At 55.3% G+C, this 23,256-nt stretch carries 23 protein-coding genes, 2 tRNA genes and 1 pseudogene; 14 read left to right on the top strand and 12 right to left on the bottom strand.

Features of this window, described 5'->3' with window-relative positions; translation table 11 throughout:
- Positions 1 to 52 precede the first annotated feature (52 nt).
- Entirely contained in the window at positions 53 to 1,297 is a 1,245-nt protein-coding gene (amiC, locus tag SCU88_RS20270; protein WP_138093198.1) for an N-acetylmuramoyl-L-alanine amidase AmiC, read from the top strand.
- A gap of 122 nt (positions 1,298 to 1,419) precedes the next feature.
- Here the strand turns inward: amiC and SCU88_RS20265 are convergent.
- A tRNA-Met gene (locus SCU88_RS20265) sits at positions 1,420 to 1,496 on the bottom strand.
- Positions 1,497 to 1,540: 44 nt separating this feature from the next.
- Positions 1,541 to 1,617: transfer RNA gene (locus SCU88_RS20260), tRNA-Met, on the bottom strand.
- A 213-nt stretch (positions 1,618 to 1,830) separates the two neighbouring features.
- Between SCU88_RS20260 and mltA the strand changes: the two genes are divergently transcribed.
- Positions 1,831 to 2,931: a murein transglycosylase A gene (gene mltA, locus SCU88_RS20255; RefSeq protein ID WP_138093195.1), complete on the top strand. Its 1,101-nt coding sequence runs from the start codon at positions 1,831 to 1,833 to the stop codon at positions 2,929 to 2,931.
- Positions 2,932 to 3,026: 95 nt separating this feature from the next.
- A complete protein-coding gene (tcdA, locus tag SCU88_RS20250) occupies positions 3,027 to 3,836 on the top strand; it encodes a tRNA cyclic N6-threonylcarbamoyladenosine(37) synthase TcdA (RefSeq protein WP_175340977.1) in 810 nt (269 codons plus the stop codon).
- Between the two features lie 2 nt (positions 3,837 to 3,838).
- Here the strand turns inward: tcdA and csdE are convergent, their stop codons facing one another.
- Positions 3,839 to 4,282 carry a cysteine desulfurase sulfur acceptor subunit CsdE gene (gene csdE, locus SCU88_RS20245; RefSeq protein ID WP_175340976.1) on the bottom strand — a complete coding sequence of 148 codons (444 nt, stop codon included), beginning with the start codon at positions 4,280 to 4,282 and terminating at the stop codon, positions 3,839 to 3,841.
- A gap of 4 nt (positions 4,283 to 4,286) precedes the next feature.
- Positions 4,287 to 5,492 carry a cysteine desulfurase CsdA gene (csdA, locus tag SCU88_RS20240; protein WP_175340975.1) on the bottom strand — a complete coding sequence of 402 codons (1,206 nt, stop codon included), beginning with the start codon at positions 5,490 to 5,492 and terminating at the stop codon, positions 4,287 to 4,289.
- Positions 5,493 to 5,662: 170 nt separating this feature from the next.
- On the opposite strand from csdA, the gene SCU88_RS20235 reads away from it, so the two are divergent.
- The 4 genes from SCU88_RS20235 (at position 5,663) to rlmM (ending at position 8,750) form a co-directional block, all read left to right on the top strand.
- Positions 5,663 to 5,890 carry a YgdI/YgdR family lipoprotein gene (locus SCU88_RS20235; RefSeq protein WP_138093177.1) on the top strand — a complete coding sequence of 76 codons (228 nt, stop codon included), beginning with the start codon at positions 5,663 to 5,665 and terminating at the stop codon, positions 5,888 to 5,890.
- Between the two features lie 411 nt (positions 5,891 to 6,301).
- On the top strand, positions 6,302 to 7,219 hold the full coding sequence (locus SCU88_RS20230; protein WP_138093174.1) for a transcriptional regulator GcvA: 918 nt from the start codon (positions 6,302 to 6,304) through the stop codon (positions 7,217 to 7,219).
- Positions 7,220 to 7,261: 42 nt separating this feature from the next.
- A complete protein-coding gene (locus SCU88_RS20225; RefSeq protein ID WP_138093171.1) occupies positions 7,262 to 7,657 on the top strand; it encodes a DUF423 domain-containing protein in 396 nt (131 codons plus the stop codon).
- Positions 7,650 to 8,750 (top strand): 23S rRNA (cytidine(2498)-2'-O)-methyltransferase RlmM, encoded by a 1,101-nt coding sequence (gene rlmM / locus SCU88_RS20220; RefSeq protein WP_175340974.1) that lies wholly within the window; start codon positions 7,650 to 7,652, stop codon positions 8,748 to 8,750. The genes SCU88_RS20225 and rlmM overlap by 8 nt, the downstream gene beginning before the upstream one ends.
- Before the next feature lie 7 nt (positions 8,751 to 8,757).
- Here rlmM and xni read toward each other — a convergent pair whose 3' ends face one another.
- The 5 genes from xni to queF form a co-directional block, all read right to left on the bottom strand.
- The gene (xni, locus tag SCU88_RS20215) at positions 8,758 to 9,513 is read right to left on the bottom strand and encodes a flap endonuclease Xni (RefSeq protein WP_175340973.1); all 756 of its coding nucleotides are present in this window, start codon (positions 9,511 to 9,513) and stop codon (positions 8,758 to 8,760) included.
- A gap of 105 nt (positions 9,514 to 9,618) precedes the next feature.
- Positions 9,619 to 10,986, bottom strand: coding sequence for an L-serine ammonia-lyase (locus SCU88_RS20210; RefSeq protein ID WP_175340972.1), 1,368 nt, complete (start codon positions 10,984 to 10,986; stop codon positions 9,619 to 9,621).
- Between the two features lie 65 nt (positions 10,987 to 11,051).
- Complete coding sequence (locus SCU88_RS20205) at positions 11,052 to 12,347, bottom strand: serine/threonine transporter (protein WP_175340971.1); 1,296 nt, start codon at positions 12,345 to 12,347, stop codon at positions 11,052 to 11,054.
- Between the two features lie 455 nt (positions 12,348 to 12,802).
- Positions 12,803 to 14,167 (bottom strand): nucleotide 5'-monophosphate nucleosidase PpnN, encoded by a 1,365-nt coding sequence (gene ppnN / locus SCU88_RS20200; protein ID WP_175340970.1) that lies wholly within the window; start codon positions 14,165 to 14,167, stop codon positions 12,803 to 12,805.
- Between the two features lie 84 nt (positions 14,168 to 14,251).
- Positions 14,252 to 15,097: an NADPH-dependent 7-cyano-7-deazaguanine reductase QueF gene (queF, locus tag SCU88_RS20195; RefSeq protein ID WP_175340969.1), complete on the bottom strand. Its 846-nt coding sequence runs from the start codon at positions 15,095 to 15,097 to the stop codon at positions 14,252 to 14,254.
- A 67-nt stretch (positions 15,098 to 15,164) separates the two neighbouring features.
- On the opposite strand from queF, the gene syd reads away from it, so the two are divergent.
- On the top strand, positions 15,165 to 15,707 hold the full coding sequence (gene syd / locus SCU88_RS20190) for a SecY-interacting protein (protein ID WP_175340968.1): 543 nt from the start codon (positions 15,165 to 15,167) through the stop codon (positions 15,705 to 15,707).
- 247 nt (positions 15,708 to 15,954) lie between these two features.
- On the opposite strand, the gene SCU88_RS20185 is transcribed toward syd, so the two are convergent.
- The 3 genes and pseudogenes from SCU88_RS20185 to SCU88_RS20175 all read right to left on the bottom strand — a co-directional run bounded on the left by SCU88_RS20185 (position 15,955) and on the right by SCU88_RS20175 (position 17,374).
- Complete coding sequence (locus SCU88_RS20185; RefSeq protein ID WP_175340967.1) at positions 15,955 to 16,275, bottom strand: hypothetical protein; 321 nt, start codon at positions 16,273 to 16,275, stop codon at positions 15,955 to 15,957.
- An 87-nt stretch (positions 16,276 to 16,362) separates the two neighbouring features.
- Positions 16,363 to 16,492 (bottom strand): annotated as a pseudogene (locus tag SCU88_RS20180) (IS481 family transposase); the annotation flags it as partial.
- 102 nt (positions 16,493 to 16,594) lie between these two features.
- A complete protein-coding gene (locus SCU88_RS20175) occupies positions 16,595 to 17,374 on the bottom strand; it encodes a DeoR family transcriptional regulator (RefSeq protein WP_175340966.1) in 780 nt (259 codons plus the stop codon).
- 223 nt (positions 17,375 to 17,597) lie between these two features.
- Here SCU88_RS20175 and SCU88_RS20170 point away from each other — a divergent pair, with 223 nt between their 5' ends.
- The 6 genes from SCU88_RS20170 to SCU88_RS20145 all read left to right on the top strand — a co-directional run bounded on the left by SCU88_RS20170 (position 17,598) and on the right by SCU88_RS20145 (position 23,035).
- Positions 17,598 to 18,611 (top strand): SIS domain-containing protein, encoded by a 1,014-nt coding sequence (locus SCU88_RS20170; RefSeq protein WP_138093144.1) that lies wholly within the window; start codon positions 17,598 to 17,600, stop codon positions 18,609 to 18,611.
- The gene (locus tag SCU88_RS20165) at positions 18,608 to 19,519 is read left to right on the top strand and encodes an ROK family protein (RefSeq protein ID WP_175340965.1); all 912 of its coding nucleotides are present in this window, start codon (positions 18,608 to 18,610) and stop codon (positions 19,517 to 19,519) included. Before SCU88_RS20170 ends, SCU88_RS20165 begins: the two co-directional genes overlap by 4 nt.
- Positions 19,520 to 19,550: 31 nt before the next feature.
- Positions 19,551 to 20,942: a sugar porter family MFS transporter gene (locus SCU88_RS20160; protein ID WP_175340964.1), complete on the top strand. Its 1,392-nt coding sequence runs from the start codon at positions 19,551 to 19,553 to the stop codon at positions 20,940 to 20,942.
- 521 nt (positions 20,943 to 21,463) lie between these two features.
- Positions 21,464 to 21,790, top strand: a complete 327-nt coding sequence (locus tag SCU88_RS20155) for a YqcC family protein (protein WP_138093135.1) — start codon at positions 21,464 to 21,466, stop codon at positions 21,788 to 21,790.
- Entirely contained in the window at positions 21,790 to 22,596 is an 807-nt protein-coding gene (gene truC / locus SCU88_RS20150) for a tRNA pseudouridine(65) synthase TruC (RefSeq protein WP_175340963.1), read from the top strand. Before SCU88_RS20155 ends, truC begins: the two co-directional genes overlap by 1 nt.
- Complete coding sequence (locus SCU88_RS20145) at positions 22,589 to 23,035, top strand: flavodoxin (protein ID WP_138093129.1); 447 nt, start codon at positions 22,589 to 22,591, stop codon at positions 23,033 to 23,035. Before truC ends, SCU88_RS20145 begins: the two co-directional genes overlap by 8 nt.
- Positions 23,036 to 23,256: the final 221 nt, after the last annotated feature.

Raw genomic sequence — 23,256 nt, 5'->3', positions numbered from 1 at the left:
TTTTTGTACTATCGCACCAGATTTCTGTTCATTGTTTTGGCCTGGGAGAATCATGTCGGGAGAGAGTCCAATCAGTCGTCGCCGGTTACTTCAGGGGGCAGGGGCGATGTGGTTGCTCAGCGTGAGTCCGCTGGGTTTTGCAGCGACCAGTCAGGTCATCGCGGTTCGCGTATGGCCAGCGTCTACTTATACCCGCGTCACCATTGAGTCCAACCGCGAGTTAAAATACCGCCAGTTCGCGCTAAGTAATCCTGAGCGCGTGGTGGTGGATATCGAAGGCGTTCACCTTAACTCGGTACTGAAAAAACTGGGTAACCTGGTTCGCCCGGACGATCCCTATATTAAGTCGGCGCGGGTAGGGCAGTTCGACCCGCAAACCGTGCGGCTGGTGTTTGAGCTTAAGCAGGACGTGGCGCCGCATATGTTTGCGCTGGCGCCGGTGGCGGAGTTTAAAGAGCGTCTCGTGATGGACCTCTATCCGGCGAAGGGCGATACCGAACAGGATCCGCTTCTGGCGCTGCTCGAAGACTACAACAAGGGCGACCTGGACAAAGCGGCGCCGGATCAGGGGCCTTCACCTGGCAGGGCGGGGCACGATCGCCCGATAGTGATTATGATCGATCCTGGCCACGGCGGGGAGGATCCCGGAGCGACCGGTAAGCATCGTACTCATGAAAAGGATGTGGTGCTCCAGATTGGGCGTCGGTTGAATAAGCTGATTGCCAAAGAGCCGAATATGAAAGCCTATATGACCCGTAACGAGGATGTCTTTATTCCGCTACGGGTTCGTGTGGCTAAGGCCCGAAAACAGCGAGCCGATTTGTTCGTTTCCATCCACGCCGATGCTTTTAACGATCGCTCAGCCCACGGTTCATCGGTCTATGCGCTTTCGACCAAAGGCGCCACCAGCACTGCCGCTAAATATCTGGCTCAGACTCAGAACGCCGCCGATCTGGTGGGCGGGGTGAGTAAGAGCGGTGACCGCTATCTGGATCACACTATGTTCGATATGGTGCAGTCGCTGACCATCACCGATAGCCTGAAATTTGGTAAGGAAGTATTAACCCGACTGGGCAACGTTAACCGTTTGCATAAAGGGCGGGTTGAGCAGGCGGGCTTTGCGGTACTGAAAGCGCCGGATATTCCGTCTATTCTGGTGGAAACGGCTTTTATTAGTAACGTTCAGGAAGAGCGTAAGCTGCGAACTGCTGCATTCCAGCAGAAGGTGGCGGAGTCGATCCTGGCGGGGATTAAAGCCTACTTTGCCGATGATGCGCGTATGGCGCGGCGTGGCTGAGAGAAAATCAGATGAAGAAACCGGCCGGGTGCCGGTTTTTTTGTTTCTGATGCTGGAATAAGGGAATTTACGGTTTTCTAGCGGCAGAAACAAAAAAACACCCGAAAGGGTGCCTTAATGATTGGTTGCGGGGGCCGGATTTGAACCGACGACCTTCGGGTTATGAGCCCGACGAGCTACCAGGCTGCTCCACCCCGCGTCCGTCTTTACTACTTACATTGTTGCGCCACTGGCGACTTGAATTGGTTGCGGGGGCCGGATTTGAACCGACGACCTTCGGGTTATGAGCCCGACGAGCTACCAGGCTGCTCCACCCCGCGTCCGATGGGTGCGCAATATACTCCCCTGAGATTTTGATGCAACCCTTTTTTAAAGAAATCGTGGATTTAGCCGGTGACCGTTGAAATATCCCCCGATAAGCGCGTTTTTTAATCATTTTACATTTTGAGGCCCCTGGCGCGTTTCAATAGCCCGGAGCCTTTGGTATCTTGCTCTGCGGGCATGCGGCATAACTGATATAGAAGAGAAGATGAATGAAAGGACGTTGGGCCAATAAGATTTTGACGGGGGCTATGCTGGTGTTGCTGGCCGCCTGTTCCTCTAAACCGACCGATCGCGGTCAGCAATATAGCGATGGTAAATTTACCCAGCCGTTCTCGCTGGTGAATCAGCCGGATGCCATCGGCGTACCGATTAACGCTGGCGATTTTGCCCGTCAGATAGGGGAGATCCGCAATGCATCGCCGCGCCTGTTTGGCAGCCAGAGCGATGTTTACGGCGCCGTTGAGCAGTGGCTGCGTGCCGGTGGCGATACCCGCACCCTGAGCCAGTACGGTATCGACGCCTGGCAGATGCAGGGGGCGGACAGCTACGGCAACGTGCAGTTTACCGGGTACTACACGCCGGTCGTTGAGGCTCGCCGCACCCGTCAGGGTGAGTTCAAATATCCTATCTACCGGATGCCGCCGAAAAATGGCCGCCTGCCTTCCCGTGCGGCGATCTACAGCGGCGCGCTGAGCGACAGCTATGTTCTGGCGTGGAGCAATTCGCTGATCGATAACTTTATTATGGATGTCCAGGGTAGCGGCTATATCGACTTTGGCGATGGCAGCCCGCTGACCTTCTTTGGCTATGCCGGTAAAAACGGCCATGCCTATCGCAGTATCGGCAAGGTGCTGATCGATCGCGGTGAAGTGAAGCGTGAAGATATGTCGATGCAGGCCATCCGCCACTGGGCCGAAACCCACAGTGAGGCGGAAGTGCGCGAGCTGCTGGAGCAGAATCCTTCGTTCGTCTTCTTTAAGCCCGAAACCTTTGCCCCAGTGAAAGGCGCTGCCGCGGTGCCGCTCATTGGCCGCGCCTCTGTGGCTTCGGATCGCAGCATTGTGCCTACCGGCACCACCCTGCTGATGGAAGTGCCGCTGCTTGACGATAACGGCAAGTTTACCGGCCAGTATGAGATGCGCGTGATGGTGGCGCTGGATGTGGGCGGTGCCATTAAAGGCCAGCACTTCGATATCTATCAGGGCATTGGCCCGGACGCCGGACACCGTGCGGGATGGTATAATCACTATGGTCGCGTCTGGGTACTGAAATCGGCGCCGGGTGCCGGGCACACCCTGTTTAACGGCTAGTTTATTCAGTGAGTTCCCTCTCCCTTTTGGGGAGGGGGCAGGGTGAGGGGCAAATCCCGCTTCTCACCCTCTTCTATTTCTGAGGTTTCAATATCATGACAACAGTAGTTACCGACGCCTGGCAACAGCGCTTTGGCGGCACGGCGCGTCTGTACGGGCGCGATGCCCTGACGCTTTTCGCTAACGCGCACGTCTGCGTGGTGGGGATTGGCGGCGTTGGAAGCTGGGCGGCGGAAGCGCTGGCGCGTACCGGCATTGGCGCCATTACGCTTATCGATATGGATGATGTCTGCGTGACCAACACCAATCGCCAGATTCACGCGCTGCTCGACACCGTGGGGCAGGCGAAAGGCGAGGTGATGGCGGAGCGCATTCGCGCCATTAATCCCGAATGCCGGGTCACGGTGGTGGATGATTTCGTGACGCCAGATAATGTGGTACAGCTGCTGGATCAGGGATTCAGCTATGTGATTGACGCAATCGACAGCATCAGGCCGAAGGCGGCATTAATCGCCTGGTGCCGACGTAATAAGGTGCCGCTGGTCACTACCGGCGGTGCAGGTGGGCAGATCGATCCCACACAGATTCAGGTGGCCGACCTGGCAAAGACCATTCAGGATCCGCTGGCGGCTAAGCTGCGCGAACGTCTGAAGCATGATTTCGGCGTGGTGAAGAACAGTAAAGGCAAGCTGGGGGTGGATTGCGTTTTTTCCACCGAGGCGCTGGTCTATCCTCAGCCCGACGGCTCAGTGTGCGCCGCGAAAAGCTCTGCTGAGGGGCCGAAGCGAATGGATTGCGCTTCCGGCTTCGGTGCGGCGACCATGGTCACCGCCAGCTTTGGCTTTGTGGCGGTGTCCCATGTGCTTAAGAAGATGATGGCGAAGGCGGCGCGCCAGCGCGGCTGATATCAGACTTCGAGGGCGGCCTGCTGCACGGCCAGCGCCAGCGCCGCCAGCCCCTGACTGCGCGAGGCGCTCAACTGGGAGCTGAGCCCCAGCTCATCGAATAGCGCCAGGGGATCCTCCTGACGCAGCGCTGCGGCCGTTTTCCCCTCAATGGCAGTGAGCATTACCGCCAGCAGACCGCGAACGATCCGCCCTTCGCTATCGCCATAAAAGTGCAACCGGCCATCCGCCAGCCGGCGGTGGCCAAGCCACACGCGGTTTTCGCAACCGGCTATCTCAATCCCCGGGTTCTTTAGCGTTTCCGGCAGGGCGGGAAGCTGTTTGCCCAGCAGGATCAACTGGCGGTACTTATCTTCCCACTGGCGCAGCGGGCCGAAGGTCTGGCGCAGACTGTCTGCGGTAATCACGGTGCCAAAAGGGTGGCCGACTAATTCCGGGCTTGTCATCGTTTCAGTCTCCCAGTATTTCCAGAGCCCGGTCGACGGCGTCGATAAGCTTATCGACATCTTCCCGGGTGTTATAGGGGGCAAAGGAGGCCCGCAGGGTGCCGTTGACGCCCAGCGCCGCCAGCAGCGGTTGGGCGCAGTGCTGACCGGCCCGCAACGCGATGCCCGACTGCGCCAGCAGCGTGACCATATCGGCATGGTGAATGCCCGCGAAGTCGAAGGCCAGCAGGCTGGAGTCCTGGAGTCGGAAGCTGCGAAAGCCAGGGCGTCGGGCCAGCGCTTCCTCGGCCAGGGTCGCCAGCCCCTGACAGTAGCGCTCGGCTTCCGCCATATCCGTTTCACTCAGCCACGCCAGGGCGGCGCTGAGCCCCGTGACGCCCGCGATATTTGGGGTACCCGCCTCGAAGCGGTGCGGGATCGGTTGGGGCGTGAAACCGTCGAAGCTCACTTTCTCCACCATTTTGCCGCCGCCGAGCCAGGGGGGCATGGCTTCCAGTAGCTCCTCACGCCCGTACAGTACGCCGATGCCGGTCGGTCCGTAGAGCTTATGACCAGAAAAGGCGTAGAAGTCGATGTTGAGCTCGTGTACGTCCGGCGGACAGTGAACAATGCCCTGGGCGCCGTCCACCACGACTACTGCGCCAGCCGCGTGCGCATAACCGATGGCGCGCGCCAGGTCCGGACGGCCGCCGGTAACATTAGACATCTGCCCCAGCGCCAGGATGCGGGTACGTGGCGTTAACAGCGCCGGTAGCTGGTCGATATCCGGCAGGCCGACAGCGGTAACGGGAAGTTTAACCACACGGGCGCCGGTCTGTTGGGCCACCATCAGCCAGGGGACCATATTGGCGTGGTGTTCCGCTTCGCTGACCAGAATCTCATCGCCGGGTTGCAGGCGAGGGCGGGCGTAGCACTGCGCCACCAGATTAATGGACTCGGTGGCGCCCCGGGTCCAGACAATTTCCCGGTCACTGGCGGCGTGAATCAGCCTTGCTACTGCGCTGCGCGCCGCTTCATAGCGGCTGGTAAGCTGTTGCGCCGCTTGATACTGGCTGCGGTGTACGTTACCGGCGCTCAGGTTGTAAATCTGCTGGCTGGCATCGATAACCGGCTGGGGTTTCAGGGCGGTGGCGGCGCTGTCCAGGTAGACCCCCGCGTCGTTCAGCGCCGGGAACTGCGCGCGAAAGCGGGCAGGATTAAATGCATTCATGGCGATCCTCATACTGATACGTGGATCGTGACGCATTTCGGCGTCGGGAACAACTATTGGATTACTCTGCTTTCTGCTCCATTTATTCGGTATTGGATTAAGCTTAGTAATGACGGATAACTGTTTCTGGCCGTTGCCCATCGTGGGCTACAGAATTTAAGGAGAAAACGATGAACAAGAAAGTCGCACTATTCTTTTCGGCCTGTGCCATGGCGGTAACTTTGACCGCCTGCTCAGGCCCAAACTACATGATGCACACCAGTGATGGCCGTACCATTATCTCTGAAGGTAAACCGGTCACCGACAGTGAAACCGGTATGATTAGCTACGTTGATGCCGATGGCAACAAGCAGCAGATCAACCGTACCGATATTCGTGAAATGGTGGCGCTGGACTAGGTAGCGTCACAGCCGTTACCTTAATGGGCAGGCGGTCAGACGCCTGCCTTTTTTGTCTTTGCGCTGTCCCGGGGAAGAGCAGACAAAAAAAAGCACCGCATCTGGCGGTGCTACATTAAATCACTATGGACAGACAGGGTAAATGTACAGAAAGTGAAATCAGGTAGCCCTGCTACCGTGGTCTGAATCGCAGACCAATTGCAAACACAACAACACAACATCACAACCGTAAGCCAAAAGCCCCCGAAACAAGTCCGTAAGCTTTTCGTTCCGGCTCAGGAAGTGGCGCCACTATAGGTATTTGCTGGTAGATGCTCAACGGACAATTTATAATGCCTCAGATAAAAAAAACTAATAGGTGAAAGTTGTAGCCTATTTGTGTATTCGCATTAACAATTGGTATACAAAGCCATGTCCAAGCGATTGCCACCTCTTAACGCGCTGCGTGTTTTCGACGCCGCTGCCCGCCACCTTAGTTTTACTAAAGCGGCCGAAGAACTCTTTGTGACTCAGGCGGCGGTTAGCCACCAGATCAAGTCGCTGGAAGATTTCCTTGGCCTGAAACTGTTCCGGCGCCGTAACCGTTCGCTGTTGCTGACGGAGGAGGGACAGAGCTACTATCAGGACATCAAAGAGATTTTCTCCCAACTGACGGAAGCCACGCGTAAGCTTCAGGCCCGTAGCGCCAAAGGGGCGCTGACGGTCAGCATGCTGCCCAGCTTCGCCATTCACTGGCTGGTGCCGCGGCTGTCGAGCTTTAACGCCGAATGGCCGGGCATTGATGTGCGTATCCAGGCGGTGGATCGCGAAGAGGAAAAACTGACCGACGATGTGGACGTGGCTATCTTTTATGGCCGTGGCAACTGGCCGGGGCTTAGGGTGGAAAAGCTGTATGCAGAATACCTGCTGCCGGTCTGTTCGCCGCTGTTGCTGACCGGCGACAACCCGCTGAAAACGCCGGAGGATCTGTCCCGCTATACGCTGTTGCACGATGCATCGCGTCGCGACTGGCAGACCTGGATGCGTCAGATGGGGCTGTCGCATATCAATGTGCAGCAGGGGCCGATTTTCAGCCACAGCGCCATGGTGCTCCAGGCGGCGATCCACGGCCAGGGGGTTGCGCTGGCCAATAATGTGATGGCCCAGTCGGAGATTGAGGCGGGGCGTCTGGTATGCCCCTTCAACGATGTTCTGGTCAGTAAGAACGCTTTTTATCTGGTATGCCATGACAGTCAGGCGGAACTGGGTAAAATAGCCGCCTTTCGGCAGTGGATTCTGGCAAAGGCGGCCAGTGAACAGGAAAAGTTCCGCTTTCGTTACGAACAATAGAAAACGACGCGCACTCAGGTAGCGCTTATTTAGGGTTTGATTATGACCAGCCGTTTTATGCTGATTTTCGCCGCGGTGAGCGGCTTTGTGTATGTGGCACTGGGCGCGTTTGGCGCCCATGTGTTGAGTAAATCCTTAGGCGTGGCCGAAATGAGCTGGATCCAGACCGGGCTTCAGTATCAGGCCTTCCATACTCTGGCGATTCTGGGACTGTCGGTAGCAATGCAGCGCCGTATTAGTATCTGGTTCTACTGGAGCAGCGTCTTCCTGGCGCTGGGAACGGTGCTGTTCAGCGGCAGCCTGTACTGTCTGGCGCTCTCGCACCTGCGTCTGTGGGCCTTTGTTACCCCGGTAGGCGGCGTAAGCTTCCTGATTGGCTGGGTGCTGATGCTGATTGGCGCCATTCGCCTGAAGCGTAAGGGCGTGACCCATGAATAAGGTGATTCTTTACTGCCGTCAGGGATTTGAGAAAGAGTGCGCGGCGGAGATAACCGACAAGGCCGGTCGCCTGGAAGTATACGGCTTCGCCAGGGTTAAGGATAACAGCGGTTATGTGAGCTTCGAGTGCTACCAGCAGGGCGATGCCGACAAGCTGGGGCGCGAGCTGCCGTTCAGTGGGCTTATCTTCGCCCGTCAGATGTTTGTAGCCGGTGATTTGCTGGAAGATTTATCCCCGGAGGATCGCATTACGCCGATTACTGCCGCCCTGAATGGCGTGGTGGAGCGCGGTGGCGACCTTAGGGTCGAAGTGGCGGATACCAACGAAAGCAAAGAGTTGATGAAGTTCTGCCGCAAATTCACGGTGCCGCTGCGTTCCGCACTGCGTAACGCGGGCGTGCTGGGGCGTCAGGACTCCGCGCAGCGCCCGGTGGTGCACGTCTTTTTTATTGCGCCGGGTTATTGCTATATCGGCTACTCATACAGTTTTAACAACTCCCCTTTCTATATGGGAATTCCACGTCTGCGCTTCCCGGCAGACGCTCCCAGCCGCTCCACCCTCAAGCTTGAAGAGGCGTTCCACGTCTTTATTCCTCACGACGAATGGGACGAACGGCTGGCTAACGGCATGCATGCTGTGGATCTCGGGGCCTGTCCAGGCGGCTGGACCTATCAACTGGTGAAACGCAATATGTGGGTCTACAGCGTGGATAACGGTCCCATGGCCCAGAGCCTGATGGATACCGGCCAGGTGACCTGGCTACGGGAAGATGGCTTCAGGTATCGCCCCACCCGCACCAATATCTCCTGGATGGTGTGCGATATGGTGGAAAAGCCCGCCAAAGTGGCGGCGCTGATGGGCCAGTGGCTGGTGAACGGCTGGTGTCGTGAAACCATCTTCAACCTGAAGCTGCCGATGAAAAAGCGCTACGAGGAAGTTTCCCGCAACCTGGTGCATCTACAGAGCCAGCTTAACGAGGCCGGGATCAACGCCCGAATTCAGGCGCGTCAGCTCTATCACGACAGGGAAGAAGTGACCGTACACGTCCAGCGGCTGTGGGCGGCGGTCGGGGGGCGGCGCGACGAGCGCTGAGTCAGCTTCAGCGCGTCAGACGCAGCTGCTGCAGATTGCCATTGAGCTTAAGATCGGTTTGTAGCTGAGCCACCTTCCGGCTGATAAACGCCTGGTCGCGACCTTCGATCAGGCGTTTACGCCATTTGTTGTCGATGGCCTCCAGGTTTTCGTAGACTCCCTCCAGGGTTTGGTACTGGCCGATAAGCTGAGCCGCGCTTTTGGGACCAATGCCCGCCACGCCTGGAATCTTACTGCTGCTGATGCCCGCCAGCCCCCAGAAATCCGGGAGTTGGGCTGGCTGCACGCCGAATTCGCCATCCACAAACGGGGCATCCAGCCAGCGTTTCTGAAAGTAATCCCGCACCCGAATGGCGGGCGACAGCAGCTGGCAGTAGCCTTTATCTGTCGAGACGATGGTCACCTGCTGTCCGGCACGCGCGACCTTTACTGCCAGGGTAGCCGCCAGATCGTCGGCTTCCTGGCCTTCCAGCTCCTGGCTGGCGACGCCCTGGGCCAGGAAGGCTGCGCGCAGCCGGGGCATCTCCTGATGCAGATCTTCAGGCATGGGGGAGCGGCCAGCCTTATAGTCCGGCAGAATCTGATGGCGCCATCCTTCGCGCCGTGCTTCGTCATCGAAAACCGCTACCGCGTGGGTGGGCTGGCAGTGGACTATCAGCTGTTGCAGCGCGTGTACGCAGCGCTCCTCACAGGGAGAGCCCTGTACCGCATGAATACGACGAATCAGATTAAGTGCGTCGACGATAAGAAGGTGAGCCGCCATCGTTTTTCCCCTGTCTGAAGAAGGGCTTACCCTAACATAAATCGGGGGGTGGTGGGGAAGAGAGGTGCGGCTGACAGCGCCGAAGCGCTACCAGCCGTAAGGCGACTAATCGCAGGCCAGCACTTTCATCGCCAGGCCGCCACGCGAGGTTTCGCGGTATTTGGCATTCATATCTTTGCCGGTCTCGTACATGGTTTCAATAACCTTGTCCAGACAGACCCGCGGCGCGCTGGTACGGCGCAGCGCCATCCGCGCTGAGTTGACCGCTTTGACTGAGGCAATGGCGTTACGCTCGATGCAGGGCACCTGCACCTGGCCCGCTACCGGGTCGCAGGTCAGCCCCAGGTTGTGCTCCATACCGATTTCCGCGGCGATACACACCTGAGCCGGACTGCCGCCCAGCAGTTCCGCCAGGCCCGCAGCGGCCATGGAGCAGGCCACGCCGACTTCGCCCTGGCAGCCCACTTCGGCGCCGGAGATCGATGCGTTCATCTTATACAGCGAGCCGATGGCGCTGGCGGTCAGCAGATAGCGCGACAGCGAACCGGGGTTTACCTCGCGGATAAACTTATCGTAGTAGGCCAGGACCGCAGGCACGATCCCGCAGGCGCCATTGGTTGGCGCGGTGACCACACGACCGCCCGCGGCATTCTCTTCGTTGACCGCCAGAGCGAACATATTGATCCAGTCCACGACGGCCATGGGATCGGTGCTGATTTTGTCCTGACTGACCAGCATCCGGCGCAGTGCGGCGGCGCGACGCGGCACCCGCATTTTGCCCGGCAGTACCCCTTCGGTATGAATACCGCGCTCAATGCCGCCGCGCATCACCTCCCACACTTGAGTAAAGTGCTGGTCCAGCTCCTGCTGGCTGTGCAACGCCAGCTCATTTCTCAGCATCAGTCCGGAGAGGGAGAGACCGGTTTCCTGACAGTGGCGCTGCAGGTCTTCGGCGCTGGAATAGGGATAAGGTACCGCCACCGGCGCCTCATCGACCTGGCCGAAATGCGCCTCATCAACGATAAAGCCGCCGCCGATGGAGTAGTAAGTCTGGCTGTACAGCACCTGGTCGCCGGTCAGCGCGGTAATGCGCATACCGTTTTCGTGCAGCGACAGATTATCAGCATGGAAATTCATGCAGCGATCGACCGGGAATTCCACTTCATGCTGACCCTTTGCCAGCATCAGACGACCAAAGGTATTCACGTCCTGAATAAAACCGGGAATGGCGTCGATATCCACCGTGTCAGGAAGGTTGCCCGCCAGGCCCATAATAATGGCGATATCGGTGTGGTGGCCTTTACCGGTCAGGGAGAGCGAGCCGTAAACGTCCACCACCACGCGGGTGACATCGTGCAGGATCCCCTGCGCAATCAGGTCGTCAGTAAACTGTTTACCCGCCTTCATCGGCCCAACGGTATGTGAACTTGAGGGGCCGATACCGATTTTAAAGATATCAAAAACACTAATCATGATGGTCACCGGTAGCAATGAGCATATCAGGGGGAGAGGGCGCCGTATGGCGGCGCCCCGGAAGATTAACTGAACAGCGAGTAGAAGATAGCTGAGATAGCGATCAGGCCCATGATGACAACGAACACGTTGCTGATGTGGCCGCTGTACTTGCGCATCGCCGGTACTTTATGGATAGCGTACATCGGCATCAGGAACAGAATCATCGCGATAATCGGGCCGCCCAGGGTTTCAATCATCCCCAGAATGCTCGGGTTCATGGTTGCCACAATCCAGGTGGTGACCAGCATGAACAGTGCGGTAATACGGTTCAGACGACCTTCTTCAATGCTCTTACCGCGACCGCGCAGGGATTTAATCACCATTCCGTTGAAGCCTTCGCTGGCGCCCAGATAGTGACCCAGGAAGGATTTAGTAATCGCCACGATAGCGATGATCGGCGCCATCCAGGCGATAACCGGCGCGTTAAAGTGGTTCGCCAGGTAAGAGAGAATCGAGATGTTCTGCGCTTTTGCTGCGGCGAGATCCGCCGGCGTCAGGCTCAGTACACAGCTGAACACGAAGAACATGACCGTCAGCACCATCATGATGTGTGCATAAGCCAGGATACGGGAGCACTTCTTCTCGGCGTTGTCGCCGTACTCTTCACGCTTGGCAACGGCAAAGGAAGAGATGATCGGCGAATGGTTAAAGGAGAACACCATCACCGGAATCGCCAGCCACAGGGTCATCAGCAGGCCGCTGCCAGTGTTGGCGCTGTTGCTGAATGACAGCGTTTCCAGCGCGGCTCCGCTCCACTGCGGAATCAGGTAGAAGGCCAGCAGCATCAGGACCGCCACAAACGGGAAGACCAGAATACTCATCGCCTTAACGATCATCTGACGACCGAAGCGGACGATGGTCATCATCCCGACGATCAGAATCAGGGACAGAATAGCGCGCGGCGGCGAGGTCATTCCCAACTGGTGGGTGATAAAGCTGTCCACGGTGTTGGTAATCGCCACGCTGTAAACCAGCAGAATCGGGTAAATGGCGAAGAAGTAGAGCAGGGTAATCAGCTTACCGGCGCCCACGCCAAAATGCTCTTCCACCACTTCAGTGATATCTTCGCCCGGATTCTTACCTGACAGCACAAAGCGCGTCATGCCCCGGTGGGCGAAGAAGGTCATGGGGAAAGCCAGAATGGCCATGATAATCAGCGGTATCATGCCACCGACCCCGGCGTTGATCGGCAGGAACAAAACGCCTGCGCCGATAGCCGTGCCATACAGGCCCAGCATCCACATGGTGTCGGTCTTGCGCCAGGTACTGCTGCTTGCCGTATCAACGGAAGCGATAGTGCTGGTTTGGGTGGTTTCCATAGAAGGTCTCCAGGGGAACAAAAATGGCCAGGTGTTGGTTAATCACATTGAAAAAATGTAATACCGTAAAATGAAATCCTATTTCAGGCGGAATTGTTGTGATTTTTGCCTGCTGTGATTGTCGGGCGGAAAGATACATCTACCTACAATATGTATCAGTGATCGCGATCTCAAATGCCATAAATACACTTTTAGTATGCCATTTGTTGGTTGTTTGTACTGTGTGAGAACAAATTTGTAACACATATGGCCAATGAGGCTACCATCAATAAAAGATGCAGGAAATATTAAGTCAGGTGGGAGCTTGGGTTTTACTGAGAAAAGTGTGATAAACAGGATTTTTACATGAATAATGCGCTAAACGCATAATAATTGTCGATATGCGATTTAACGAAAACGTTAACGTGGCGGAGGAGAGGGAAGGAAAAGGGCGCCGGTGACGCCCTTGTGGATAATTAACGGCAGATTTCGTAGCAGGGAATATAGGTGCTGCCCGGCAGCTTCATGCGGTGCTGGGCGACAAAGCCCTGTAGCAGGGTATCCATATGCTGCATCATGCGTGGATCGCCGTGAATGCGGTAAGGGCCGAACTGCTCGATGGCGCGAATTCCCACCTCTTTAACGTTACCCGCCACAATGCCGGAGAATGCGCGGCGCAAGTCCGCGGCCAGCTGCTCGGTCGGGCTATCCGGATAAAGGTTCAGGTTGGCCATATTTTCGTGGGTCGGTTCGAACGGCACCTGCAGATCCGGCGCAATACGCATCGACCAGTTAAAGCCGTAAGAGTCGCCGGTTTCGCGGCGGTTTTCTTTTACCTGCGGCATCGCTTTCTTCATCTGGCGCGCGACCCGGGCCGGATCGTCGATGATGACCTCATAGTGGCGGCGCGCTTTTTCACCCAGGGTGTTAACGATAAATTCGTCCAGCACCCGGAAGTAGTCGGCGCTCTCTTTGGGGCCAGTGAGGATCAGCGGCAGGATCTGGTCGTGGTTGTGGGGATTCATCAGAATGCCCAGCAGGTAGAGCAGCTCTTCGGCGGTGCCTACCCCGCCCGGGAAGATAATGATGCCATGGGCGATGCGAACAAAGGCTTCCAGACGTTTTTCAATGTCCGGCATGATGATCAGCTCGTTGACCAGCGGATTCGGCGGCTCGGCGGCGATGATAGAAGGTTCGGTCATGCCGATAAAGCGCCCCTCTTTATAGCGCTGCTGGGCGTGGCCTACCGCGGCACCTTTCATCGGCGCCTCCATCGCGCCCGGACCGCAGCCGGTACAGATATTCAGCTCGCGCAGCCCCAGCTCGTTACCGACCTTGCGCGCGTAGAGGTATTCGCCTTCATTAATGGAGTGACCGCCCCAGCAGACCACCATATTGGGCGCTTCTCCCACGTGCAGCGCCCGGGCGTTGCGCAGAATGGAGAACACCAGGTTGGTGATATGGGCGGGGTCTTCCAGATTCAGGCGCTGGAAGCGTCCCGCCAGATCGATCTGGCCACTGACGAACAGAATATCGCGCAGCACGGCGAACAGGTTAGCCTGCAGCGAGCGGATGATGCGACCGTCGACGAAGGCCTCTTCCGGCGGGTTAATGAGTTCCAGTTTGACGCCGCGTTCGCGGCGCAGCACGTTGATATCGAAATTCTCATAGCGCGACAGCAGCTCTTTGCTGCTATCGGTCTGGCTGCCGGAGTTAAGCACCGCCAGCGAACAGTTACGGAACAACTGATAGAGATCGCTACTGGCGGTACGCTTGAGCATATCGACTTCCAGCTGCGACAGCATGTCCATGGAACCGAGGGGACTGATATGTGTAATCAAGTGAACTCCTTATGGGGCGAAAATCGCCGCTCCCTGCTGCTTACAATAGCCCGCCGTTGCGGTAGTTAACAACCCGCAGCCGCACTACTGGCGCACCAGGCGTCCGGTAGCGGGCTGGAAAGGCACGTTACTGCGCCAGGGATTAATGTCCAGACCGCCGCGTCGGGTATAGCGGGCGTAAACGCTCAGCTGTTCCGGCTGGCAGTAACGCTGAATATCGCTAAAGATGCGCTCCACGCACTGTTCATGAAATTCGTTGTGACGGCGGAATGACACCAGATAGCGCAGCAGCTTTTCACGATCGATACGCGGTCCGCGGTAGCGGATTTGCACCGAGCCCCAGTCCGGCTGATGGGTGATCAGACAGTTGGATTTCAGCAGATGGCTGACCAGGGTCTCTTCAACAATGTCGCCGCTGGCCGCCTGATCCAGCCAGTCGGCATTAAAATCGTAGTCGTTGATAGTGATGGGCAGATCGTCGATACATTCGCCGTCAAAGCGGGCAATAGCTTCGCCTTCCAACTGGTGCAGCTTATAGAGACTGACTTCGACATCGCCCTGAGCGCAGGCGCTGAGATCGCCGACCAGGGTATCGCGCACCTGCTGCCAGTCCGCAAAGCGGGTCTGGTTGAAGCTATTAAGGTAGAGCTTAAAACTTTTGGATTCGATCAGGTTCGGGCTGTCGGCATTAATCGAGACGTGGCCCACCGCCACCTGAGGCAGACCGCGATCGTTCAGCCAGGAAAGCTCGTAGAGCGTCCAGATATCGGCGCCGTGGAACGGCAGCGACTCCGCCCGCAGACCCAGAGGGTCGCGGTTCAGGCTGCGCGGCACTGCCTGAAGCAGCGCGGCGTCCAGGGTATCCCGGTATTTGGTCGTCTTCCCCAGCGTCAGGCCGCTTAGCGCCTGATGGTTGTCATAATCAGACATGTTTCACCTTAGATAAAGCAGGTACACTAGAGCGCGTAGTGTAGCCTACCCGGGGGAGAGAGAAAAAGTGAGTGAAGTACAACAGGCGCTGGCCGATTTTACCCGTCGCTATTGTGAAGCATGGCGCAACCAGAAGGGCGGTGACCCGCAAAGCTATGAACTGTACGGCATTCCTTCGCCCTGCATCGTGGCGACCGAAGAAGAGAGCGTACGCTGGCAGCCTGCCCCCTTTACTCTGGCGCAAAATCTGGATGGCGTAGAGCGAGCGCTGGAGATCCGAATTTGCGATGATGCTCAGGCGTTCTACACAACGCAGTTTGCCGGTGATATGATGGCGCGCTTCGGGACCCATACCCTTATGCTGCTCCAGCCCTGGAGCGAAGACGACTTTCTGCGAGTGCAGGAAAACCTGATTGGCCACCTGGTCACTCAGCAGCGTCTGAAGCTGGCCCCGACGCTGTTTCTGGCCACGCTGGAAAACGAACTGGAAGTCATCTCACTGACCAACCTGACAGGCGAAGTGGTGCTTGAAAAGCTCGGTACCGCGCAGCATCAGGTACTGGCTCCTTCGCTTGACGCATTTCTGCAGCAGCTCCAACCCCAATGCTGAGCCAGGCGATTATTGCCCGTCTTGTTGTGAGAGATCTCTTACAAGCAATGTAAGAGATCGTAGTCAGAAGCATCGGAGATAATCCCGCGTAGTTTATGTGAATATATTGCTTATCAATGAATTAAAGATGCGCTTACGACTTTCGAATGAAGATTTCGTCCCATTCCTGGCTGTAAGCCCCTTGTTCAGAAGCGGGTTTTAGAGGAAGCTATATCCATCGACACGGAGGTAGAGACCAAAGCGCTTATCAGGATGATGACCTTTGGAACAGGAACACGGCCAGGAAGGTCGGTACAGGGAAAGGCTTCAGGATGAAGCAAGGATAGCGCAGGAGCGCATAAAGGACACCTCCAGGATGGAGAATGAGAGCCGGACGGGATAGAAGGCGGATCATGAAGATCAAAGCGTATGTCAGGGTGATGTCGCTGATATCAGGATGATGAGCAGGATGCTGGCGCGAAGGAGCGCAGGTCAGGAAGGCCACGGGAAAAGTTGTCAAGGAAGAGCAGGGAGCACTGAAGGTAGCTGGACCGCTGCAAAACGAACCGGAGAGCATTGCTTTTAGCAATGCTCTCCTTTTTTTGTATAGAAAAACGCCCCCCAGCCTGCCGGGGGGAGATGTAAAGAACCAGGGGCACATCCGATGGGGCTGTAAATCGGTCAGCTCGCGATAACGGTCAAATGTGTCATACGAGATGCCCATGATTTAGCATGTTTTTGAGTTCCTCTGCCGGATTGAGCAGACCAGTTTTGTGTTTGATGATGGGATTGGTAGTACGAAGTATGGGAGCTGGCTCGTGTTTTGTATAAGGATCCGACGCCCATATCAAAATCGGTAACTCCAACCTTTCAAGCCCATGTATCAGAGCAAATTGCGACAATACATTTTACGATCTGATGTTTGTCGAGCAGTCGGTAAATCGTAACTTGTCACCGAAATCTGCCATTAATTTATCTGCTTTTTTTCTGTCGGTAATAATCATGTCAATGCTGCTCAGAGGGCAAACGTGTGAGACTGCCCGGTATCCTATCTTCGATGAGTCAGCAAGAATAACCCGGGTTTTAGCTGCCCCTAAGATGGCAAGTTTAGTAGGGATTTCAATGGCATTGACATTTGTTATACCTGCCTCAGGATGAACGCCTTCCGCTCCCATAAACGCCCAGTCAGCATAAACTTCGCTAAATTTGCGCGTGGCATCCGGACCGACCAGCGTAAATGAATTTCCCGTCACTGCACCGCCTGTTACGTTCAAATTAATGGCCGGATACTGGCAGAGAAGCATGGAAATATTGAGATCGTTGGTGATCACCGTCAGATGTTTTTTCAGCGCCAGAAGAACAGCAAGTTCATAAGTCGTAGAACCATTATCAAGGATCACCGAGTCTCCATCTTTCACAAGGGACGCGGCATAATCTGCTATCGCAACCTTCTCAGCATGGTGTCGGCTCTTACGGATGCTGTAGGGCGTATCCTGCTCCTCAGTAGACAGCGCCGGCAATACGCCGCCGTGCGTCCTTATGATATGGCCGTACTTTTCAAGATAGATAAGGTCACGCCGAATTGTTGAACTGTCTACGTTAAATTCTTCAGAAAGCTGGCTGGCACTAAGATAACCAGTTGAAGCCAGCCTGGTCAGTATCTTTTCACGTCGTTCGTTAACGACCATTTCGCTCTCCTTACACGCTTACATGCAAACGATTTTATCACCTTAAGCTGGCCCTGGAAGCTCAATAACATATTTTGGTTGGGGTTTAGCTCGAAGGCCAGAAAATACAACTCTTATCACATGAATGATATCGTGCACTTGAATGCACGATATCGTGCATATAATGTGGCAACATTGTTCAATGCATTACCGGATTACTATCTTTCTCACCCTGGAGGCCCTTATGTCCAATCCTTATGAACTTGATATTGCTATGCAGCCTGAAGCTGTTCTGGCTCAGATTAACAATCCCCTGCCTGATAGCCTGCACCATCTGAAATTGACCGATTATGATCGGATTGTGCTGACCGGAATGGGCTCCTCTGATTACGCGCTTATTCCTGTTGAGCGAGCGCTTATTGCGGCGGGCCTGCCTGTATGGCGTATAGATGCTGGCCGCTTGCTGGATATGCCTAATCTGGTTACGGGGAATACCCTGATGTGGGCAACCTCTCAGTCAGGTATGAGTGGTGAAATTGTCGCACTTCTGAGGCAGGGAAACCGTCCAAAGACACTGATCGGGCTAACGAATGATGAAAATAGCGAGCTGGGTAAGCAGGCGGATATTCTTATCACACTGAAAAGTGGTGATGAAGCCACGGTGAGCTCAAAGAGTTATTTAAACACGCTCATTGCCTGTTACCGGACCCTTGCGGTGCTGCTGGGGCAGAGTGAAAAAGCTGTGTGTGCTTCTGTAGTCAGCGGTTTGGATACTATTAAAAACCTGGTGCCTGAACGCGACATCGTACAGCCTTTCGCTGATGCGCTTTTTCGCGCACCTCAACAACGGGTCGCTTACATCGCTACGGGATCATATGCTTCCAGCGCGCTTACCGGCGCACTCATCACCAAAGAGGCCTCTAAGATCAGTGCTGAAGGCTTTATCGGTGGTGAATTCCGTCATGGCCCGCTTGAGACTTCTGGTGCTGGCATGCTGGCCGTCCTGCTGGGTAAACCAGGCGATGCGACGCTTGAAAAACTGGCTGCCGAAATGCAGGCGAATGGCACCACTGTCGTCACCATCGGCGAAGCACCATTTGCCGGATCTGCTTTGCTTCCCGTCCCTCAGGGCAGCGAACTTCTGCAGCTCATCTGCGGCTTCATCTACATTGAGCACCTGACAGTGGTACTGGCCAGCCGAAACGGTTTTGTTGCCGGTCAGTTCCTTTACGGTCAAAAAATCACGGTGGCAGTATGACCGGGAATATAAAAGCAGGTATCGATATTGGTGGAACGGGTACCCGTCTTATTCTGCGGGATGAAACGGGAATACTGGCGACACGCACGATCGCCACCGCGGAATTCGCCATTATTGAAAAAAAAGACCGTGTGGACGCGTTAGCGTCCCACCTACTCTCTCTGGTTCCCGCTGGTCGTATGCTGGAAAGCCTGGGTATTGGTGCAAGCGGACCAGTTGATACTACGCTCGGCATTATTAATAACCGGGATACGCTTGAGTGCTTCTCCTTTTTCCCGCTGGTTGATGAGCTGAAATCGCGACTGGGCATCAGAGTGGGGATCGATAACGACGCTGTAGCGGCCGTACTCGGTGAATACTACTTCGGTGCAGGTAAAGAAAGTAAGCGACTGCTGATGGTCACATTGGGTACGGGGATCGGTGCCGCACTTCTGGAAAACGGTAAACCATTCCGGACTGGTGACGGGCAGCATCCTGAAGCAGGGCATATTCCGATTTCCGGAAATCCGGCCACCTGTTACTGCGGATTACGGGGATGCTGGGAAACGCTGGCGTCAAGGTCATGGCTGCAGCAGAATCTTGAGTCACTTCTCCCCGACGTCGCTTTTGAAAAATATGACGTTAACTTCTACAAATCGGTGGCACTTCAGAGAGATGACGTAGCCCATGTCTTTCATCAGTACGGTAATTACCTGGGGAGAGGATTGGCGACGTTACTCACTCTGTATGGACCTGACTTGACCATTCTGAGTGGAAGCGCCGCACATTATTACCCGCTGTTCAGAGCCGGTCTGGAAGAAGCCCTCTATCGTGCTGACGCTTATGCCAGGAATAACTGTATCGTGCCTTCAAAGTTAGGGGATATGGCCGGGGCTCTTGGTGCGACGATGATCCCCGAATTAGGTTAGTTGCCATTATAATAAATGACGGAGTAACATCATGGTTAGTTCCGAGTTAAATGATGGAATAAAACATCCAGCAAAAATCAGTAAATTCAGCTTTTTTATTATCATGTCCATTATAATATCGTCACTTGGCGGCATTATATTTGGTTATGACACTGGTGTCATTGGTGGTGCCATTATCTTTATTGGCAAAGAGTTTCAGATAAATGATTATCTGCAAGGCATTATTGTCAGTATGTCCCTGTTGGGTGCGATGATTGGTGCGCTGGCGGTAGGGCCGCTGGCTGATAAATATGGAAGAAGGAGCAACCTGTTTATTTCTGGCGTGTGTTTTGCCGCAGGTGCAGTTATTTCAGGCGTCAGCGAAAGCATCGAGTTGCTGACGGCGGCCCGAATCCTACAGGGCATTGGCGTTGGGGCATCTTCCGTACTGGTCCCTGTGTATATTGCAGAACTTGCCCCTGCAAAAATACGCGGGCTTCTGGTGACGTCATTCCAGCTTATGATAACGGTCGGTATCGTTATTGCCTACGGCGTTAATACTGTAGCAGAAAGCCAGGGGGAATGGCGGTTTCCAGTCGGAGTTGCCAGCATATTCGGAGTTGCCCTTGCGGCAGGCGTATTTTTTGTAAGGGAATCCCCACGCTGGTTGATTGCCGTCAACCGACATGAGGACGCTCGCTCAACTCTGGTAAAACTACGCGGCACTGATAATGTGGAGGAAGAAATCAGGGAGACTGAGCGGTTGAACGCACTGGAGCAGGACAACATCAGATGGCGAGATTTGTTCAGCGGCCACATACGGCCAATGATCCTGATTGGTGTGCTGGTTGCTTTTTTTTCTAATGCCTGCGGAATCAATCTGGTGATTTATTTTGCTCCTAAAATCCTGCAGACCAGTGGTTTCAGCTCTTCAGCCTCATGGATCGGTACCGTTGGCCTGGGTGTCACAAATGTAATATTTACCATCATCGGAATGCTGATTGTTGACCGTGTCGGGCGCAGGCCTCTGCTCATAATCGGCGCAATAGGCCTGACAGTCATGTTGATTATTCTGGCGGTCCTGTTCTCAGTCCCTCCTTTTGAGGGGAGTGGATGGCTGGCTCTGGGAGCTCTGCTGGCTTATATCGTACTTTATGCTATTAGTCCTGGAATGCTGGGATTCCTGATGATATCCGAACTGTCGCCTTTAAGGGCCAGAGCTAAGGTGACCAGTCTTTCAATCTTTGTAATTTTTGCAACAAACCTGGTTATTGCGCTGTTATCCTTGCCTATGCTTAACGGATTGGGTACTTCGGTGACTTTCTGGCTGTTTTCCGCTATATGCGTTGCCTTTAGCATCTTTAGTTTTTATGTTCCCGAAACAAAAGGAAAAAGCCTGGAGGAAGTTGAGGTTTATTTTAAACAAAAACATCAGACCAGATAAATTACTTATATGCAGAGTTTAATTTCATAAAGGTTTTACAGAAATGTAAAGCCTTTTTCTAATGTTAAAAGTGATACTGAATATCTGACGTATAAAGGAATGTACCGATTGGCACTGGTTTTTTCACCGATAGCCGGGTTCAGAGCCAGGGACGTTATGCACATAGCCAAATTAAGCCCAACAGGCGAGATATTTCCATCTTGATGAACGCGAACGGTATTGTGTTAATCAGCGACGGGTCGGTTATAACCGGCCTGGAGTGCCCCTCCAGCCCATCAAACCCGGTTTCCGAAAACGCTCCAGATCCCCGCTGGCGTCAGGGACAGTCTATGTTTACTCCTGTGAATGGGGGGAGCGTTTCCATAAGGTAATGCGTTTTTTTAATCATTTTCATATTCGGGGCAGCAAAATCTGGCCACTGTTTTAGAGTTCTTCCAGAACAATCATTCTGATTCATTCATTGGCATCCTGCCGCGTGCTATCCTTTGCCCCTTTCCGTTTTCAGCATCATGAGGTACCCCATGGAACAGCATCGCGCCGTGCGTGAACGACTTTTGCATCTTGAACAGCTGCTGCGCGATCGGCAGCAGTGGCAGGAGACGGCGCCAGCGGCTGAAGCCTTTAACAGCGATCAGCCTTTCTGTATGGATACGCTAACGCCCCACGAATGGTTGCAGTGGGTGCTTCTGCCCCGCATGCATGCACTGATCGACGCTGAACAGCCCCTGCCGGAAAGCTTTAATGTGGCGCCTTACTATGAGGTGGCGCTGGTGGAAGGTCATCCGGGGCGTGATGAGCTGTTAGCGGCGCTTCAGGCACTGGATCTGCTGTTTGCCGGAGAACAGTAATGCTGGAGATCCTGTATCAGGATGAATGGCTGGTGGCCGTCAACAAGCCGTCCGGCTGGCTGGTGCACCGCAGCTGGCTGGATCGAGATGAACGTGTGGTGGTGATGCAGACGGTACGCGATCAGATCGGGCGTCACGTCTTTACTGCCCACCGTCTGGACAGGCCGACCTCCGGCGTGCTGCTCATGGGCTTGTCCAGCGAGGTTGGCCGTCTGCTGGCCCAGCAGTTTGAAGCGCACCAGATACAGAAGCGCTACCATGCCATCGTTCGCGGCTGGCTGACGGAATCGGCAGAGCTGGACTATCCGCTGCGCGAAGAGCTGGATAAAGTCGCGGATAAATATGCCCGGGCAGACAGAGCCCCTCAGAGCGCCGTTACCCACTACCGCGGGCTGGTCACCTGCGAAATGCCGGTGGCGGTCGGGCGCTATCCCTGCGCGCGCTACAGCCTGGTGGAGATGCTGCCCAAAACCGGGCGTAAGCACCAGCTACGCCGCCATATGGCGCACCTGCGTCATCCTATTATCGGCGACAGCCGACATGGCGATCTGCGCCAGAACCGCGCTGCGGCGCAGCATTTTGGCTGTAGCCGCCTGATGCTACACGCCAGCGAACTGACGCTTAACCACCCGGTTACCGGCGAGCCGCTGCGGCTGGTCGCCGGGCTGGATCGAGCCTGGATGACGGCGCTGGAGCATTTTAGCTGGCGCGGAGTTCTCCCCGAGATTGAAAGGGTTGAGTTTCCCGAAGCTTATGGTCAGGATGAGGCGAGTTCGACACACGAAGGAGCGCCAGGTCATGGCTGAAGTGGGAATATTTGTTGGTACGATGTACGGCAATGCGTTGCTGGTGGCAGAGGAGGCTCAGGCCATCCTTGGCGAGCAGGGGCACCAGGTTAAGGTGTTCGAAGATCCAGGGCTGGAAGCCTGGCAGTATTATCGCAATCACTATGTGTTGGTGGTGACCTCGACCACCGGGCAGGGCGATCTGCCGGACGGCATCGTACCGCTGTTTGAGGCCATTAAAGAGATTGGCTGGCAGCCAGAGTTGAAATACGGACTGATCGCGCTTGGCGACAGCACCTACGAAAACTTCTGCGGCGGCGGTCGTCAGTTTGATGAACTGCTCCAGGAGCAGGGCGCGACCCGGGTGGGTGAAATGTTGACCATCGACGCCAGCGAAGATCCCGAGCCGGAAGTTATCACTAATCCCTGGGTTGAAGGCTGGAGCAAATTACTGTCATAACTGGTCTTTTCTGAGGCGGCGCGCTCTGCGCCGCTCCATCTTTTCTTTCTGTTCTAATGAACCCGCTATTTTCCCCGCGCCTAAGGCGATTCCACGCCATTCCGTGAAGCAACGCCCAGTCAGTTGTGCGGATGCCCCAAACAGACCGTCACAGAGTGCTGAATCTTGTGGCGCTGCACGGTGAGTGGTCATTCCCCCTTTCTTTATACTTTTTCAGGCAG

This window comes from Jejuibacter sp. L23 (assembly GCF_050815825.1).
Lineage (GTDB): Bacteria > Pseudomonadota > Gammaproteobacteria > Enterobacterales > Enterobacteriaceae > Jejubacter > Jejubacter calystegiae.
The sequence above is the reverse complement of the archived record's forward strand: the minus strand, read 5'-3'. Positions and strand labels throughout refer to the sequence as shown.

What these genes read in the sequence shown, in the direction of transcription:
- amiC (WP_138093198.1), top strand. Translation starts at nt 53, where the DNA reads ATGTCGGGAGAGAGTCCAATCAGTCGTCGCCGGTTACTTCAGGGGGCA.
- mltA (WP_138093195.1), top strand. Translation starts at nt 1,831, where the DNA reads ATGAAAGGACGTTGGGCCAATAAGATTTTGACGGGGGCTATGCTGGTG.
- tcdA (WP_175340977.1), top strand. Translation starts at nt 3,027, where the DNA reads ATGACAACAGTAGTTACCGACGCCTGGCAACAGCGCTTTGGCGGCACG.
- csdE (WP_175340976.1), bottom strand. Translation starts at nt 4,282, where the DNA reads ATGACAAGCCCGGAATTAGTCGGCCACCCTTTTGGCACCGTGATTACC.
- csdA (WP_175340975.1), bottom strand. Translation starts at nt 5,492, where the DNA reads ATGAATGCATTTAATCCTGCCCGCTTTCGCGCGCAGTTCCCGGCGCTG.
- SCU88_RS20235 (WP_138093177.1), top strand. Translation starts at nt 5,663, where the DNA reads ATGAACAAGAAAGTCGCACTATTCTTTTCGGCCTGTGCCATGGCGGTA.
- SCU88_RS20230 (WP_138093174.1), top strand. Translation starts at nt 6,302, where the DNA reads ATGTCCAAGCGATTGCCACCTCTTAACGCGCTGCGTGTTTTCGACGCC.
- SCU88_RS20225 (WP_138093171.1), top strand. Translation starts at nt 7,262, where the DNA reads ATGACCAGCCGTTTTATGCTGATTTTCGCCGCGGTGAGCGGCTTTGTG.
- rlmM (WP_175340974.1), top strand. Translation starts at nt 7,650, where the DNA reads ATGAATAAGGTGATTCTTTACTGCCGTCAGGGATTTGAGAAAGAGTGC.
- xni (WP_175340973.1), bottom strand. Translation starts at nt 9,513, where the DNA reads ATGGCGGCTCACCTTCTTATCGTCGACGCACTTAATCTGATTCGTCGT.
- SCU88_RS20210 (WP_175340972.1), bottom strand. Translation starts at nt 10,986, where the DNA reads ATGATTAGTGTTTTTGATATCTTTAAAATCGGTATCGGCCCCTCAAGT.
- SCU88_RS20205 (WP_175340971.1), bottom strand. Translation starts at nt 12,347, where the DNA reads ATGGAAACCACCCAAACCAGCACTATCGCTTCCGTTGATACGGCAAGC.
- queF (WP_175340969.1), bottom strand. Translation starts at nt 15,097, where the DNA reads ATGTCTGATTATGACAACCATCAGGCGCTAAGCGGCCTGACGCTGGGG.
- SCU88_RS20175 (WP_175340966.1), bottom strand. Translation starts at nt 17,374, where the DNA reads ATGGTCGTTAACGAACGACGTGAAAAGATACTGACCAGGCTGGCTTCA.
- SCU88_RS20170 (WP_138093144.1), top strand. Translation starts at nt 17,598, where the DNA reads ATGTCCAATCCTTATGAACTTGATATTGCTATGCAGCCTGAAGCTGTT.
- SCU88_RS20165 (WP_175340965.1), top strand. Translation starts at nt 18,608, where the DNA reads ATGACCGGGAATATAAAAGCAGGTATCGATATTGGTGGAACGGGTACC.
- SCU88_RS20160 (WP_175340964.1), top strand. Translation starts at nt 19,551, where the DNA reads ATGGTTAGTTCCGAGTTAAATGATGGAATAAAACATCCAGCAAAAATC.
- SCU88_RS20155 (WP_138093135.1), top strand. Translation starts at nt 21,464, where the DNA reads ATGGAACAGCATCGCGCCGTGCGTGAACGACTTTTGCATCTTGAACAG.
- truC (WP_175340963.1), top strand. Translation starts at nt 21,790, where the DNA reads ATGCTGGAGATCCTGTATCAGGATGAATGGCTGGTGGCCGTCAACAAG.
- SCU88_RS20145 (WP_138093129.1), top strand. Translation starts at nt 22,589, where the DNA reads ATGGCTGAAGTGGGAATATTTGTTGGTACGATGTACGGCAATGCGTTG.